We start from the raw sequence: 15834 nt of genomic DNA, 5'->3' as shown, positions 1-15834 counted from the left end.
GCCACCGTCGACGGCGCCGACCACACGTTCCTCGCGGCGGACGGGCGCGGCCGGCTGCTCGGCGTCAGCCACACCATGACCGGCCGCATCCCGTCCGGGGAACCAGCGCGACTACCTGGAGGGCGACGAGCGGCTGTACGTCGACGGCAGCGCCAGCCCCGACATGCACGGCACCGGCACCGAGGACTTCTACGAGAGTGGCTGGTACTTCAACCGCGGCACGTACACGAACCCGTTCAACGGCAACACGGCGCACGAGACGGGCACGGCGGACTGCGCCGACGACTGCACGAGCGCGTACCGGCTGATGCTCGGTGAGGGGATCGACTTCGGCTCGTCGATCCGGTTCGGCATCGAGCACGGGCCCGGCGACCACGACCCGGCGGTGTACGGCTCGACCGCCTTCTGGTACGGGCAGCCGACGGACGCGCTGCGCTGGACCGACAGCCTGACCGTCGGCGACACCGGCAGCGAGTCCGCGCACGGGTACGCCTCGGACGACCCGGGTACGGCGCGCACGCTGACCGCGACGTACGAGGGGAACGACGGGACGCCGACGCCGGTCACCGCGACCGTGCGGGACACCACGGCGGCGGTCACGTTCCGGCTCGCGGTGGACCCGGACAACCGCGGCGTGCAGCTGCGGCGTACCGGGGACCAGACGGGGGCGTACCAGGCGGCGGCGGTGAGCGTGGACGGCCAGGACGCCGGCACCTGGACCGAACCGCTCGGCAACGCGACGCACCGCTGGCTGGACGACACGTACGCGCTGCCCACGGCGCTGACCGCCGGCCGCAGCCGGATCACGGTCACGCTGCGGCCGACCGGACCGGCGTGGAGCGCCGCGGCGTACCAGGCGCTGTCGGTGGTGGCACCGTTCACCGACCGCGGTACGCCGGGCGCGGTGACAGGGCTGTCCGCCACCGGTGGGTCGGGCGCGGTCGCGCTGTCCTGGGCGCCGGCCCGCGACGACGTCTACCAACCGCACTACCAGGTGTACGCGTCGACCACGGACGGCTTCACCCCCGGCCCCGACACCCTCGTCGGTACGACGGACCTGCCGTCGTTCGCGCACACCGGCCTCGGCGTCCACCAGCACTGGTACTACCGGGTCCGTGCGGTGGACGCGACCGGCCACAGTGGACGGTTCGCCGGCCAGGTGGACGCGACGACCACGAACACGCTGCGGATCGAGGCGGAGTCGCTGCTGCCGCCGGTGTCGTCGACGGCCGACGCGGTCGCCCAGTCCGACTGCTGCGGCGTGCACTGGTCCGGTACGGCGCAGCTGTGGTTCACGCCGACCGCGGCGGGCAAGACGGTACGGGTCCGCTTCACCGTCCCGACCGCCGGCACGTACGCGCTGAGTACGGTGCAGACGCTCGCGCCGGACTACGGCGTCACCAGCCTCGCCGTGGACGGCACGACCGCCGGCGACCCGTTCGACGGGTACCACGCGGGCGAGGTGGCGGTCAGCGGTCCGATCGACGCCGGCACCCGGCAGCTGACCGCCGGCGCGCACACCCTCGACCTGACCGTCACCGGCAAGAACCCGGACGCGTCGAACTACTACGCCGGCGTCGACTACCTGACGCTGACCCTGGTCGGGTGACGCGGATGCCCGACGGGACACCACTTCTCGCGATGCGCGGCATCGGCAAGAGCTTCCCCGGCGTACGTGCGCTGGCCGGCGTACGGCTGGACGTGCACGCCGGGGAGGTGCACGCGCTGCTCGGCGAGAACGGTGCCGGCAAGTCGACCCTGTGCAACGTGCTGTCCGGCGCGTTCGGCTCGTACGAGGGGAGCGTCGAACTGGCCGGCGAGCCCGTCGCGCTGCACTCCCCCGGCCACGCGCGCCGCCTCGGCATCGGCATGATCCACCAGGAACTCACCCTCGTACCGGACATGTCGGTGGCCGACAACATCCTGCTCGGCGCCGAACCGCGGACCCGGCTCGGCCGCGTCGACGCCCGCCGGATGCGCGACCGGGCCGCGACCCTGCTCGCCGACGTCGGCCTGCGCCTCGACCCGCGCCAACCGGTACGGCAGTGCCGGATCGCCGAACAGCAGCTCATCGAACTCGCCAAGGCACTGTCCGGCGACCTGCGCGTGCTCATCATGGACGAACCGACGTCCGCGCTCGCCGACGCCGAGGTACGCCGGTTGTTCGCGGTGATCCGGACGCTCACCGCGCGCGGCGTCGCCGTCGTGTACATCTCGCACCGGTTGGAGGAACTGGAGGAGATCGCCGACACCGTCACCGTGCTGCGCGACGGCGGCTACGTCGGTACCCGGGCGATGGCCGGCGCCGACCGCGCCGAACTGATCGGCATGATGGTCGGCCGCCCCCTCGGCGAGCTGTACCCGCGGCCCGCGTCCGTCGCCGCCGACGCACCGGTACGGCTGCGCGCCGAGCGGCTGACGCTCACCGGCGACACGCGCACCGGGCGTACCGCGCTGCACGACGTGGACGTGCACGTACGCGCCGGGGAGATCGTGGGGCTCGCCGGGCTGATGGGCGCCGGCCGCACCGAGGTGCTGGAGTCGGTGTACGGCGCGCACGGCCCGCGCGCGGTCACCGGCCGCGTCACGCTCGACGGCGTACCGTACCGGCCGCGGTCGCCGCGGTGGGCGATCCGGCACGGCCTCGCGATGGTCGCCGAGGACCGCAAGGCGCAGAGCCTGGTACTCGGCAACACGGTGCGGTTCAACGCGAGTCTCGCCGCGCTGGCCCGGTTCCGCCGGTACGGCCGGGTCGACCGGCGCGCCGAGGGCCGGGCCGTGGACGAACAGGTCGCGGCGCTGCGCGTGCGTACGCCGGGGACGCAGGCGGTGGTCGGCACCCTGTCCGGCGGCAACCAGCAGAAGGTCGTGCTCGCCAAGTGCCTGCTCACCCGGCCGAGCGTGCTGCTGCTCGACGAACCGACCCGCGGCGTCGACGTCGGCGCGAAGGCGGAGATCTACGCGATCTGCCACCGGCTCGCCGAGCAGGGCACCGCGATCCTGATGGTCTCCTCCGAGCTGCCCGAACTGCTCGCCCTGTGCGACCGGATCGTCGTGCTGTGCGAGGGCCGCGTCACCGCGGAACTGGACCGCGCCGAGGCGACCCAGGAACGCATCCTCACCGCCGCGATGGCCCGCGGCACCGTCCTGACCCGCACCGCGGCGGGTCGTACCGAGGAGGAAGTCCATGACCGGTGACGCGACGACGGCGACCGCCGAGGGGCCGACCCGCCTGGTCGGCTGGCGCCGCGCGGTGTCGCTGCTGGGGTCGTTGCAGGGCTACATCGGCCTGGTACTGGTGCTGGCGTTCGGGATCGTCACCCGCGGCGGCACGTTCCTCAGCCAGTCGAACCTGACCAACGCGGTCGGCGCGTTCGCCTCCCGCGGCATCCTCGCCGTCGGCGAGACGCTGGTCATCCTCACCGCCGGCATCGACCTGTCGGTCGGCTCGATGCTGGGGCTCGCGTCGATGGTGTCGGCGATGCTGCTGGTGAACCAGAACCTGCCGCCGTGGGTGATCCTGCCCGCCTGCATGCTGTGCGGCGCGGTGATGGGCCTCGCCAACGGCATCGGTACGACGTGGCTGCGGATCCAGCCGTTCGTGATGACGCTCGCGACGCTGTCGGTGTTCCGCGGCATCGACCGGCAGCTGTCCGACAACGTCAGCGTCGGTACGCAGGTGGCCGGCGCGGACGGGAAGCTCACCGGCAACGCCGACTCCTTCCAGCTCTTCGGTACGCCGGGGCACAACCTGTTCACCGGCGTCGTCGGCGCCGGCGTGTACTACCCGGTGCTGGCGTTCGTCGTGGTCTGCGTGGTCGGGCAGCTCGCGCTGTCGCAGACCCGTTTCGGCCGGCACGTGTACGCGGTCGGCGGCAACGAGGCCGCCGCCCGGCTGTCCGGCGTGAACACCGACCGGGTGAAGATCGCCGTGTTCACCCTGTGCGGCCTGCTCGCCGGGTTCGCCGGGCCGATCGACGCGGCGTACAGCGCCTCGGCCGATCCGCTCGCCGGCACCTCGTACGAGCTGGACGCCATCGCGGCGGCGGTCATCGGCGGGGCCAGCCTCGCCGGCGGGCGCGGCTCCATCGTCGGCACGTTCGTCGGCGCGCTCATCCTCACGCTGCTGGACAACGTCCTCGGTCTCAACGCCGTCTCGGACAACCTCCAGCTCATCATCAAGGGCTGCATCGTGGTGGTCGCGGTCGTACTCCAGCGGCCGGACCTGCTGCGCGGCGCGGCCGACTTCGTCCGGCGGGTGGCCCGGCGCGGTGCCCCCGCCAGTACCGGGAGGTCGTCATGAGACTCCGTACGCTCGCGTCGCTCGCGGCGCTCGTCCTGGCCGGCGCGGTACCGGCCGGGTGCGCCTCGACCGCCTCGCCGACCACCGGCGGCGGTGGCTCCGGCGGGCACTTCGTCGTCGCGTACTCGCAGTCCAACAACGCCGAGCCGTACCGGGCGCAGCTCAACATCCAGCTCCAGTACTTCATGAAGAAGTACAAGGACGTGACGCTGCTGCCGATCGCGGACGCCAAGCAGAGCTCGGCGACGCAGGTGTCGCAGGTGCAGCAGTTCGTCCAGCGCAAGGTGAACGCGCTGATCGTCTCGCCGAACGAGCCGGCGCCGCTGACGGCCGCGGTGAAGCAGGCATGCCAGGCGAAGATCCCGGTCGTGATCCTCGACCGCTCGGTCAACACCGACTGCTACTCGGCGTTCATCGGCGGGGACAACTACGTGGCCGGCAAGAAGGCCGGCGAACTCGCGGTCAAGCTCCTGCCGAACGGCGGTACGGTCGGCGAACTCCAGGGCATCCTGTCCGACCAGCCGCAGATCGACCGGGACCGCGGCTTCCGCGACGCGGTGAAGGCCAACCCGAAGATCAGGATCTCGGTACACCGGGAAGCCAAGTGGCTCAAGGACGACGCCACCCGCATCACCGGCCAGTGGCTCGCCCAGGGCCAGCACCTCGACCTCGTGTACGCGCAGAACGACCCGATGGCGCTCGGCGCGTACCTGGCGGCGTCGTCGGCGGGCAAGGAGAAGTCGATGAAGTTCATCGGCACCGACGGGCTCGCCATCCCCGACGGCGGGATCCGCGCCGTACAGCAGGGTCAGCTCGCCGGCACGTTCATCTACCCGACCTGCGCCAAGCAGGCCGCCGAAACCGTGAACGCGTTGCTGCACCACAGGAAGGTCGCCAAGAAGACCACCCTCGACATCGTCGCGGTCACCCCGGACAACGCCGCCCAGATGTACCGCGACAACGACTTCAGCAAGTTCCGGTGAGGAGGCCGACGATGCGACGCAGGACGATCATGACCGCGGCCGCGGCGGTGACCATCGGTGCCGCCGCGCTGCCGGTACGGGCCGCGGCGGCCCCCGGCGGCGGCGAGGTGCACGCCGGTACGTTCGAGAAGATCTACGACCCGAGCGTCGGCCAGCCCGAACAGTGGTACGTCAACGACCACACCATCGTGCGCGGCGACGACGGGACCTGGCACCTGTTCGGCATCACGCACCCGGAGCCCGCCGACCCCGAGAACGAGCGCCACTTCGCGCACGCCACCGCCCCGGCCCTGCACGGCCCCTGGACCCGCCGGCCGTACGCGCTGGACTACGACCCGGCCGTCGGCGAGACGCACCTGTGGGCACCGTACGTGCTGAAGCACGCCGGGCTCTGGTACATGTTCTACTCGTCCGGCGGGCCCAGCGAGTCCTCGCACCTGTCGGTCGCCACCTCGCCCGACCTGTGGACCTGGACCCGCGTCGGCACCGGCATCCTGTTCACCGACGGGTACGACACGCGCGACCCGTTCGTGCTGCGCCTCGACGGCCGCTGGATCCTGTACTACACCGCCAACAGCACACCGGCCGGCGGCAACCACATCGTCGCGTACCGGGAGAGCACCGACCTGGTGCACTGGGGCGACAAGCACGTCGCGTACACCGATCCGGAGAGCGGCACGTTCGGCGGCCCCACCGAGTCGCCGTACGTGGTGCACCACGCCGGCCGCTGGTACCTGTTCACCGGGCCGCGGCCCGACTACGTCGGTACCGACGTGTTCGTCAGCGACGACCCGCTGCACTTCGACGTTGCGGACAAGGTCGGCCACATCGCCTCGCACGCCGCGGAGGTGGTCCGCGACGTCGACGGTTCCTGGTGGGTCACGCACGCCGGCTGGGGCCAGGGCGGCGTCTACCTCGCCCCGCTCCACTGGCGCTGACACCACGACGCGGGGCCCGGTCCGGCGCACCGGACCGGGCCCCGCCTCCGGTACGGCCGCCGGGGCGCGTCGTAGGGTCGCGGGATGTCCGTTCGCGAGCTGGTCGTCCTGGGTACCGCGAGCCAGGTGCCGACCCGTACCCGGAACCACAACGGCTACCTGCTGCGGTGGGACGGCGAGGGGTTCCTGTTCGACCCGGGCGACGGCAGCCAGCGCCAGCTCGCGTTCGCGGGGCTCGCCGCGTCGGACGTCACCCGGCTGTGCCTCACGCACTTCCACGGCGACCACTGCCTCGGCGTACCGGGGGTGGTGCAGCGGTTGTCGCTGGACCGCGTCCGCCACCCGGTGTACGCGCACTACCCGGACTCGGGGCGGGAGTACTTCGCCCGCCTGCGGTACGCGTCGGTGTACCACGAGGCGGCCGACCTGCGGGAGGAGCCGGTCACGGCCGACGGCGCGGTGGCCACCGGCGCGTTCGGCACGCTGTCGGCGCGCCGGCTCGACCACGGCGTCGAGTCGTACGGGTACCGCATCGTGGAGCCGGACGGGCGCCGCATGCTGCCCGACCGGCTCGCCGAGTACGGCGTGACCGGGCCGCGGATCCGGCAGTTGCAGGCGGACGGGCGCATCGTCCTCGACGGGCGGACCGTCACCGTCGAGGAGGTGAGCGAGCACCGGCCCGGCCAGCGGTTCGCGTTCGTGATGGACACCCGGCTCTGCGACGCCGTTCCCGCGCTGCTCGACGGCGCCGACCTGGCCGTCGTCGAGTCGACGTTCCTCGACGCGGACGCCGACCTGGCCGCCGCGTACGGTCACCTCACCGCGGCGCAGGCCGCCCGGGCCGCCGCCGACGCGGGCGTCCGCACGCTCGTCCTGACGCACTTCTCCCAGCGGTACGACGACCCCACGGCCTTCGCCACCGAGGCCGCCCGGTACTTCGACGGCACCCTCGTCGTCGCCGCCGACCTCGACCGGGTACCGGTGCCGCCGCGCCGCTGAGGGGGCTCAGCCCCCGCCGTGGCCGACGATCTCGGCGATCTCCTGCACCCGGGCGAGCGTGACGCCGGTGCGCTGCTCCACCGCGAGCGGATGGTCGGTCGGCTCCAGCTCCACCAGCGGACGCGCGCCCACCGGTTCGGTGTGCACGTGCGTGGCGAGGTTGAGCGTGCCCGGCTCGTACCCGGGCAGCGCGGTGGATAGCCAGCCGAAGTACGGCGGCTCGTCGACGCGGCCGGGCTCCTCCCACATCCGTACGGCGCGCTGGAAGTTCTCCGTACTCAGCGACACCCACACACCCCAGTCGAACTCGGTACCCGGCTCGGCGTCCAGTACCGGGAGGACGAGGCGCGCGCGGATGAAGAAGTGCTCGCCGCCGACGATGCACAGCTCCTCGGTCAGCGCGCTGTCCTCGTCGTCGGCGAGCGCCGGATCCCAGTGCGCCGGCGCGGCCGCCCCGTACGACAGGGCGGGGCCGGGATGTTCGAGGCCGCAGCAGCGGCACAGGTAGGTCGTCGACACCGCGCGAGGCTACAACGCCGCAGATCGGGCGCGCTCGGCGCGGTGGCCGCGCACCGGCCGTTTCTGGCCGGTGGACAACGAGCGCGGAGCAGCGGTGGCAGGGCCGCGGAATGGTTGAATGAGGACAATCGGTCATTGCAGGAAACGAGGTGCAGCATGGCCGCATACGGCCCAGCTGGTCCGCCACCGTACAGACCAGCCCCGGTCCCGGCTCCGGTACGGCGGGGCCGCCGGTTCTGGGCCGGGATCGCCGCGGGCGTCGCGCTCGGCGTGTTCGCCGCCGCGGGCGTCATCGGTGTCGCCGTGCGGTTCACCGCCAGCCCGGAGCACAGGTCGCCGGGCGCCGCGCTCGCCGCCGCCCCCTCGGTACGGCTGCACGTCGCGCTCGCGGACGCCGGTGGCGGGATGGTCGACGCGAACCTCACCGTCGCCGAGTCCGGGTACGCCACGGGAACGCTGCGCGACTACGGCGGCGGTACGGCGGAGCTGCGGGCCACCGCGAAGGCCACGGCGCTCCGCGGCGACCGGCTCTGGTGGCTCAACCACGCCCCCGGCCAGGTCAGCGTACTGACCGGCCGGTGGATCCGCCCCGGCCAGGACGCGGGCGTACCGGTGGACGTGGTCGCCGCGTTCCGGCCGACCGCGCTGGCCCGGCTGGTCGACTCGGTCGTCGCACACAGCACCGTCGACCCGTACTCGGACCTGCCGCGGATCACGGCGGCTGCCGGCGGCTGGCGGGTGCAGTTCGACTGGCGTACCGGCGACGTCGTCACGCTGTCCGGGCCGATCACCGACCGGGGTCTGCGGCCCGCGGCGTACACCGGGGGCGGTCGGGTGGTGACCGCGGAGAACGTCGGGCCCGGCACGGTCACGCCGGTCGACGACACCGGCGGCGGATCGGTCGCCGCCGCGCCCGAGCCGGGTGACGACGGCGACGCGGCGAAGGCGAAGAAGGACGCCGACTCGGTCCTGCCCGACCCGGGCAAGTCCGGCTCGGGTTCCGCGGCGGCCCAGCCACCGGAGCCACCCGCGCAGGAGAGCCAGCAGCCGAAGGAAGCCGCCTTCGAGACGACGATCAACGCCGCCGCGGTGTGCTCGACCCCGACGTGCAGCTTCACCGCCACGGTGCACAACACCGGTGACGCGCCCGGCAGCGCCGTGGTCGTCGGCGGCGTCACGCCCGTCGCACCCGCCCTCGGCGAGCAGGTCGTCGGCCCGGTCTCACCGGGCGGCAGCGCCACCACCCCACCCTTCAGTACGGCGAACGTGGCGCCGCCGGGCGGCGAGATCCAGGTCCAGTACAACGCCGCGACGTTCGCCGTACCGGTCGCGTCGGCCGCCGGAACCCCCGGCACGGGCTCGCCCGGCAAGGGCTCGCCGAACAAGGGCAAGGGCTCCGCCGGCCGCGGATCCTCCGGTACTCCGGGCTCCGGCTCCCCCGGCGACGCGTCCGGCTCCCCGGGCTCCGGCTCGGGTTCGTCCGGCTCGGGCTCGTCCGGGTCAGGTTCGTCCGGCTCGGGCAAGGCTGACCCGGGATCCGGTTCGGGCTCCGGGGCGCCCGGCTCGTCGGCGTCGGGCGGGCCGGCCGCGGGGTCGGCGGTGCCGAGTACTCCGGCGGACCTCAAAGCCTTGTACACCAACCTGGTCAAGCGCGGGCTCGACCTCAGCAAGGAGCCCGCGTTCACGAAGGTCGAGGTGCCGCTGCAGCCGGCCGTCGCGAGCGCGATGAAGTCGCTGCTGGACGCGAAGGTCACGCCGGAGGTCGCGAAGGAGACCCTGCAGTACGCGGTGGACAAGAAGCTGCTGGGGCCGCTCGTGACCTTCGCGGAGACCGGTGGTCTGCAGAACTGGGACGAGATCCCGAAGCAGTACAAGAACGCGGCGGGCGAGCAGATCGACAAGGACTGGCCGAAGCGCATCGGCATCACCCGGCAGCTGGAGTTCGCGCAGGACATCCTGAAGCGTGATCCCGACGCGAAGGTGATCGTGGACGGGCAGTACAAGGGCTGCATGGCGGACGTGTTCGACCTGACGCGGCACGAGGCGTACCAGTTGAAGTCGATGCCCGGCCGCGCGCGGAACCTGCGGGAGACGACGAAGGAGAGCATCAAGCAGCTCAACGGCCAGAACGGCCGGAACAGCGATGGCACCATCGACTGCACGCCACCGGGATTCTCGCGGATCTCGGTGGTACGGATCGAGCAGACCAGCCCGCTCTACTCGGTGGATCGCGACGAGGTCCTGAAGAACCTGCCACGGATGAAGGAGTACCTGTGCGACGGGTCGACGCCGAAGCTGGAGCTGCTCCGCGTCATCAACCAGCTCGGCACGTACGAGTGGAACCCGGGTGGGTTCGGTGACTTCGGCGCCGACTGCTGACACGTGGAGCGCCGTCGCCGGCGACGTGTACGAGGCGGCCGCGCTGCTGGACCTCGCGCTCGGGCCGGCGGCGATCCGCGGCTTCCACGACGCGGTCGTACGCGCGGGTGAGCGGCACGACGTGTTCGTCGTCGACCGGGTGCCGCGCCTCGCGTACCGGCGGGACCGGGACGGGCCGGTGCTCGACCACCTGCGCCGCGATCCCGGTGCGGTGGCGGCGATCCGGGACCTGTCGCGGATCGACCGGGACCGCCGGCTGCCGGACGGGTTCCTGCTCGGCGTCGACGAACCCGAGTACGTCGAGCCGGTGACGCGCCTCGCGTACGTGGACCGCACGGGTCGGTGGCGCGACGAGTACGTGCGGGACATCGCCGACGCGGCGGAGGCGGCCGGCGTCGCATGGGCGCACCGCGGGCCGCCGGTCCGGGTCTCCGCGATCTGCCCGCCGGCCGCCGACCACGTCGAGGTGGCCTGCTGGCTGGCGTCCGACATCTGGTTCCCCTGGACCTTCCCGTACGAGGGCGACGGCGCCGCGTACCGCGACAACCGGGCGCTGGCGCGGCTCAACGGCGGGCGGTTCAACGACTTCCTCACCGACGTCCGTGCCGCGTGCGCGGCGGCCGGCGGGCGCTTCGAGGCGTACGTCAGCGCCGGCACCGACGCGGACGGGTTCATCGACCTCGACGCCGAACGCCCCGCGCCCTGACCACCGGCTGCCGGGGTGCCGACACGGCTCGACCGGGCAACGCGCCAGGGGAGGCACGTCGCCCGGCGGAGGCCGGGTGGCGTCCGCCGGGCGGGTCGCAGCCGTCAGCGGGCGGCTTCGGGCACCGCACCCTGCGGTACGGCCGAGCCACCGGGGCGGGCGGCGGCGCGGCACCGTGGCAGGAACGCGGCGACGAGGACGGCGGCCAGCGCCGAGCCGACGCGATCGCGAGTACCAGACGGAACGCGCCCTGCGACGGGACGACCGCCGGCCCGAACCGGACCGTCAGGTGCGCCAGTACGACGCCGGACACGGCGCTGGACACCGACGTACCGATGGCGCGCATGAGGGTGTTGAGGCTGTTCGCGACGGCGGTCTCGGCGACCGGTACGGCACCCATGATCAGCGCCGGCATCGCCCCGTACGCCAGGCCGATGCCGGCGCCGATCAGGCTGGACACGAGGACTGGCTGCCAGATCTCGGCCAGCAGCACGACACCCAGCCCGTACCCGGCGGCGACCACGAGCGCGCCGGCCGTCAGCGTCACCTTCGGCCCTCGGTACCGGTGATGCGGGCGGAGACCGGCGCCATCGCCAGCCCGGACGGCGCGAGTTCTCCAGATCGTCCGGGCCGGTTTCAGTCACTTGACTTAGAGTGCGTGTTGCGTGTTGACTGATTCGCGAAGGCCAGCCCGGTTTGTCAGGAGGACGCGATGGTGCAGGACGGCGCGACGCCGGTGGCGAGCTACCCGTTCGTGAGCAGGGAACCGCTGGAACCACCCGCGGAGTGGGCCCAACTGCGCCGCACCTGCCCCGTCTCCCGCGTCACCCTGCCGAGCGGCGACGAGATGGCACTCGTCACCCGGTACGACGACGTCCGCCGGGTCCTGTCCGACCCGCGCTTCCCCCGCCCCACCGGCGAGGACAGCGCACGGGTCGCCGCCACCGAGTCCGGCGGCCTGTTCCGCAGCGCCATGGCCCAGGCCATCCCGCAGGTCGGCGAGGCGCACCTGCGCTGGCGGCGAATGATCACGAAGTGGTTCACCGCCAAGCGGATGGCGGCGCTGCGGCCCGGCATCGAGGCGATGGCCGACCAGCTCGTCGACGGCATGGTCGCCGCGGGCGCGCCGGCCGACCTCAAGGCGCACCTCGGCTTCCCGCTGCCCGTCTGGGTCATCTGCGACATGCTCGGCGTCCCCGAGTCCGACCGCGACCGCTTCTCGTACTGGTCGGACTCGATGCTCAACCTCACCCGGTCCACGCAGGCGGAGATGGACGCGGCGCAGGACGAGTTCGTCGAGTACCTGCGGGGGCACGTCGCGGCGAAGCGTGCCGCGCCCGGCGACGACCTGCTCAGCGACCTGATCACCGGTACCGATTCCGACGGCGGCACGCTGTCCGAGCCGACGCTGGTGGCCACCGGTCAGGGGCTGCTGGTCGCCGGGCACGAGACCACCGCGAACATGATCGCCAAGATGGTCGCGATGCTGCTGTCCGACCGGAGCCGGTGGGAGCGGCTGCTCGCCGACCCGTCGCTGGTGCGTACGACGGTGGAGGAGGCGCTGCGCTTCGACGCCGACCCGGGCATCGGGATGCCGCGGCACCTGACCGAGGACCTCGACGTCGGCGGTACGACGGTGCCCGGTGGTACCACGGTGATGTGCAGCATGGGCGCGGCGAACCGGGACGACGAGGCGTTCGCCGACGCCGGTGAGATGGACCTGGGCCGCTCCCCCAACCCGCACCTGGCGTTCGGCGCCGGCCCGCACTCGTGCCTCGGTCAGGCCCTGGCCCGCACCGAGCTGCAGGTCGTCCTCGCGGTACTGCTGCGCCGGCTCCCCGCGCTGCGGCTCGCGGTGGATCCCGCGCGGCTGCAACGGGTCGAGGGGTTGGCCGTGGGCGGGCTGCGCGAGCTGCCGGTGCGGTGGTGACGATGGCGCGCGACTCCGCACCCACCGCCCGCGCCGCCGCGACGCGCGAGCAGATCCTCGTCGCGGCGGAGCGGCTGTTCGCCGAGCACGGCGTGTCCGCGGTCTCCAACCGGCAGGTCAGCGAGGCCGCGGGGCAGGGCAACAACTTCGCCGTCGGGTACCACTTCGGAACGAAGACCGATCTGGTACGCGCTATCGTGCGGCGGCACCAGGGGCCGATCGACGGGACCCGTACCCGGATGGTGGACGCGATCGAGGGGGACGGTGACGTCCGCGACTGGGTGGCGTGCCTGGTCCGGCCGGTCACCGAACACCTCGACGCGCTCGGCCGGCCCACCTGGTACGGGCGGTTCGGCGCGCAGGTGATGACCGATCCGTTGCTGCGGGTCATCATGATCGACGATGCGCTGACGCAACCGCTCATGCAGCGCGTACTCGCCGGGCTCGGGCGCTGCCTGCCGGACCTGCCGGACGAGGTGGCCCGCGAACGGGCCGACATGACACGGCTGCTCATGGTGCACGTGGTCGGCGAACGGGAGCGCGCGCTCGCGGACGGCACCCGTACCCGGCGGTCGTCGTGGGAGGAGGCGGCCACCGGCCTGATCGACGCGATCGTCGGCCTGTGGCTCGCCCCGGTCGGCGGTGACCGGTGAGCGCCGGCAGCGTCCTGGTGGTGGGCGCGTCGGCCGCCGGGCTGGCCACCGCGGAAGCGTTGCGGCGCAAGGGATTCACCGGGCGGCTGACGCTGCTGGACGCCGAGCCGCACCGGCCGTACGACCGGCCGCCGCTGTCGAAGCAGTACCTGGCGGGCGACTGGGACGCCGACCGGATCCGGCTGCGTACGTCCACTGTGGACGATGCGCTGGTGGTCGGGGAGGCGGCGGTCGGCCTGGACGCCGCCACCCGCACCGTCCGCACGGCCACCCGTCGTACCCTCACCGCGGACGCGGTCGTGGTGGCGACCGGCCTGCGCCCGCGGACCCTGCCCGGCCGGCCCGACCTCGCCGGCGTACGGGTGCTGCGCAGCCTGGACGACGCGACCGCGTTGCGCGCCGAGCTGGCCGCCGCGCGCCGCGTCGTGGTCGTCGGCGACGGCGTACTCGCGGCCGAGATCGCCGCCACCGCAAGGAGATCCGGCGCCGAGGTGACGATGGCGGGGCCGCAGCCGGCGCCGCTCGCCGACCAGCTCGGCCCGCTCGCCGCCGGCCTGCTCGCCGACCTGCACACCGCCCGGGGCGTACGGCTGCGGCTCGGTACGGCCGTGGCCGAGGTGGTCGCCGACCGCGGCCGGGCCACCGGCGTACGGCTGGCGGACGGGGAGACGCTGCCGGCGGACCTGGTCGTCGTGGCGATCGGCGCGCTGCCGGCGACGGACTGGCTCGCCGGCAGCGGCCTGCGGATCGACGACGGCGTCGTCTGCGACGAGCGATGCGTTGCGGCACCGGGGATCTACGCCGCCGGCGACGTCGCCCGCTGGTACCACCCGGGGCTGGGTCGCCTGGTACGGCTGGAGAACCGGACCAACGCCACCGAGCAGGGGATCGCCGTGGCCGGCGCGATCCTCGGCGCCGACCGGCCGTACGCGCCGGTGCCGTACATGTGGACCGACCAGTACGACGCGCGGATCCAGGTGCACGGCCGGCCCGCCGCGGACGCCGAGGTGACGGTGACCGACGGCGCGGTCGCGGACGGCCGCTTCGTCGCCGTGTACCGCCACGCCGGCCGACCGTCCGCGGTACTCGGCTGGAACATGCCCAGGCAGGCCCGGCTGCGCCGCGCGGACGTCGCCGCCGCGTACGCCGGGGAATCCCGTCCGGAGGGAGCACGATGACCACGACGCACGAGGCGCCGTTGCCGGAGTACCCGATGACGCGGGCGCGCGGGTGCCCGTTCGATCCGCCGCCGGATCTCGCCGCGCTGCAACGGGAAGCGCCGCTGACCCGGGTACGGCTGTGGGACGGCAGTACCCCGTGGCTGGTCACCCGGTACGCCGAGCAGCGGGCGCTGCTGGCCGATCCGCGGATCAGCGCCGACGTGACGCGGCCCGGTTACCCGATGCCGGCGCCGGCGCGGGAGAGGCAGGTCGACGACGACGGCACCGAACGCCGGCCGTCGCTCAGCTTCATCCTGATGGACGACCCGGAACACGCGCGGCAGCGGCGGATGGTCACCGCGGCGTTCACGGTCAAGCGGGTCGCGGCGATGCGGCCGGCGGTCCAGACGATCGTGGACGAGCTGATCGACCGGCTGCTCGCCGGACCGAAGCCGGTGGACCTGGTGGAGGCGTTCGCGCTGCCGGTCCCGTCGCTGGTGATCTGCCAGCTGCTCGGCGTCCCGTACGACGACCACGACTTCTTCCAGGTCAACAGCCGCACCATCATCCGCCGTACGGCGACGGTCGAGGAACGGACCGCGGCGGTCGGCGCGCTCGTCGGGTACCTGGACGAACTGATGGCGCGCAAGCTCGTCGAACCCGGCGACGGCCTGCTGTCCCGGCTCGCCGACCGGATCCGGGACGGCGAGCTGACCCGGCGCGACGCCGCCGAGATGGGCGTACTGCTGCTCATCGCCGGCCACGAGACCACCGCGAACATGATCGCGCTGGGCACGCTGGCGCTGCTGGAACACCCCGACCAGCTCGACGCCCTGCGTACGGCGGAGGACCCGGCCGTCGTCGCCGCCGCCGTCGAGGAACTGTTGCGGTACCTGCACATCACGCACAACGGGCGGCGCAGGGTCGCACTGGCCGACATCCAGGTCGGCGACCGTAGGGTCCGCGCCGGTGACGGCCTGATCATGGCCAACGACATCGGCAACCGGGATCCCGACGCGTTCCCCGAGCCGGACCGGCTGGACCTCGGCCGCGACGCCCGGCACCACGTGGCGTTCGGGTTCGGGGTGCACCAGTGCCTCGGCCAGCCGCTCGCCCGGATGGAACTCCAGGTCGTCTACGGCACGCTCTACCGCCGCATCCCGACCCTGCGACTGGCGGCCCCGCTCGACGAGATCCCGTTCAAACACGACGGATCCGTGTACGGCGTCTACGAACTCCCCGTCACCTGGTGACACCACCGCGA

The 15834-nt window shown here is 73.1% G+C and carries 14 protein-coding genes; 12 read left to right on the top strand and 2 right to left on the bottom strand.

The genetic code is table 11. The features are described 5' to 3' along the window. The first annotated feature begins 115 nt into the window (after positions 1 to 115). The 6 genes from Aru02nite_RS15160 (at position 116) to Aru02nite_RS15135 (ending at position 7223) form a co-directional block, all read left to right on the top strand. A complete protein-coding gene (locus Aru02nite_RS15160) occupies positions 116 to 1609 on the top strand; it encodes a DUF2961 domain-containing protein (RefSeq protein WP_203658322.1) in 1494 nt (497 codons plus the stop codon). A 5-nt stretch (positions 1610 to 1614) separates the two neighbouring features. Continuing rightward, positions 1615 to 3198, top strand: coding sequence for a sugar ABC transporter ATP-binding protein (locus Aru02nite_RS15155; protein ID WP_203658321.1), 1584 nt, complete (start codon positions 1615 to 1617; stop codon positions 3196 to 3198). Continuing rightward, complete coding sequence (locus Aru02nite_RS15150; protein ID WP_203658163.1) at positions 3188 to 4303, top strand: ABC transporter permease; 1116 nt, start codon at positions 3188 to 3190, stop codon at positions 4301 to 4303. The genes Aru02nite_RS15155 and Aru02nite_RS15150 overlap by 11 nt, the downstream gene beginning before the upstream one ends. Beyond that, positions 4300 to 5286, top strand: a complete 987-nt coding sequence (locus Aru02nite_RS15145) for a substrate-binding domain-containing protein (protein ID WP_203658162.1) — start codon at positions 4300 to 4302, stop codon at positions 5284 to 5286. Before Aru02nite_RS15150 ends, Aru02nite_RS15145 begins: the two co-directional genes overlap by 4 nt. An 11-nt stretch (positions 5287 to 5297) precedes the next feature. Continuing rightward, positions 5298 to 6224 (top strand): glycoside hydrolase family protein, encoded by a 927-nt coding sequence (locus Aru02nite_RS15140; RefSeq protein ID WP_203658161.1) that lies wholly within the window; start codon positions 5298 to 5300, stop codon positions 6222 to 6224. 84 nt (positions 6225 to 6308) lie between these two features. Further along, complete coding sequence (locus tag Aru02nite_RS15135) at positions 6309 to 7223, top strand: ribonuclease Z (RefSeq protein WP_203658160.1); 915 nt, start codon at positions 6309 to 6311, stop codon at positions 7221 to 7223. Between the two features lie 6 nt (positions 7224 to 7229). Here the strand turns inward: Aru02nite_RS15135 and Aru02nite_RS15130 are convergent, their stop codons facing one another. Continuing rightward, positions 7230 to 7742 carry a DUF2199 domain-containing protein gene (locus tag Aru02nite_RS15130; RefSeq protein WP_203658159.1) on the bottom strand — a complete coding sequence of 171 codons (513 nt, stop codon included), beginning with the start codon at positions 7740 to 7742 and terminating at the stop codon, positions 7230 to 7232. Between the two features lie 156 nt (positions 7743 to 7898). On the opposite strand from Aru02nite_RS15130, the gene Aru02nite_RS15125 reads away from it, so the two are divergent. Further along, complete coding sequence (locus Aru02nite_RS15125; protein ID WP_203658158.1) at positions 7899 to 10121, top strand: hypothetical protein; 2223 nt, start codon at positions 7899 to 7901, stop codon at positions 10119 to 10121. Further along, on the top strand, positions 10099 to 10827 hold the full coding sequence (locus Aru02nite_RS15120; protein ID WP_203658157.1) for a hypothetical protein: 729 nt from the start codon (positions 10099 to 10101) through the stop codon (positions 10825 to 10827). The genes Aru02nite_RS15125 and Aru02nite_RS15120 overlap by 23 nt, the downstream gene beginning before the upstream one ends. Here the strand turns inward: Aru02nite_RS15120 and Aru02nite_RS15115 are convergent. After that, complete coding sequence (locus Aru02nite_RS15115; protein ID WP_203658156.1) at positions 10793 to 11374, bottom strand: MFS transporter; 582 nt, start codon at positions 11372 to 11374, stop codon at positions 10793 to 10795. The genes Aru02nite_RS15120 and Aru02nite_RS15115 overlap by 35 nt on opposite strands. Before the next feature lie 165 nt (positions 11375 to 11539). On the opposite strand from Aru02nite_RS15115, the gene Aru02nite_RS15110 reads away from it, so the two are divergent. The 4 genes from Aru02nite_RS15110 to Aru02nite_RS15095 are packed head-to-tail and all read left to right on the top strand — an operon-like array spanning position 11540 to position 15823. Beyond that, positions 11540 to 12757 (top strand): cytochrome P450, encoded by a 1218-nt coding sequence (locus tag Aru02nite_RS15110; RefSeq protein ID WP_203658155.1) that lies wholly within the window; start codon positions 11540 to 11542, stop codon positions 12755 to 12757. 2 nt (positions 12758 to 12759) lie between these two features. Further along, a complete protein-coding gene (locus Aru02nite_RS15105) occupies positions 12760 to 13410 on the top strand; it encodes a TetR/AcrR family transcriptional regulator (protein ID WP_203658154.1) in 651 nt (216 codons plus the stop codon). Beyond that, the gene (locus tag Aru02nite_RS15100) at positions 13407 to 14588 is read left to right on the top strand and encodes an NAD(P)/FAD-dependent oxidoreductase (protein ID WP_203658153.1); all 1182 of its coding nucleotides are present in this window, start codon (positions 13407 to 13409) and stop codon (positions 14586 to 14588) included. The genes Aru02nite_RS15105 and Aru02nite_RS15100 overlap by 4 nt, the downstream gene beginning before the upstream one ends. Beyond that, positions 14585 to 15823 carry a cytochrome P450 gene (locus tag Aru02nite_RS15095; RefSeq protein WP_203658152.1) on the top strand — a complete coding sequence of 413 codons (1239 nt, stop codon included), beginning with the start codon at positions 14585 to 14587 and terminating at the stop codon, positions 15821 to 15823. Before Aru02nite_RS15100 ends, Aru02nite_RS15095 begins: the two co-directional genes overlap by 4 nt. Positions 15824 to 15834 lie beyond the last annotated feature (11 nt).

The sequence above is a fragment of the Actinocatenispora rupis genome (genome assembly GCF_016861975.1).
GTDB lineage: Bacteria > Actinomycetota > Actinomycetes > Mycobacteriales > Micromonosporaceae > Actinocatenispora > Actinocatenispora rupis.
Note: the sequence above shows the minus strand (reverse complement) of the source record. Positions and strands in the feature narration are given on the sequence as shown.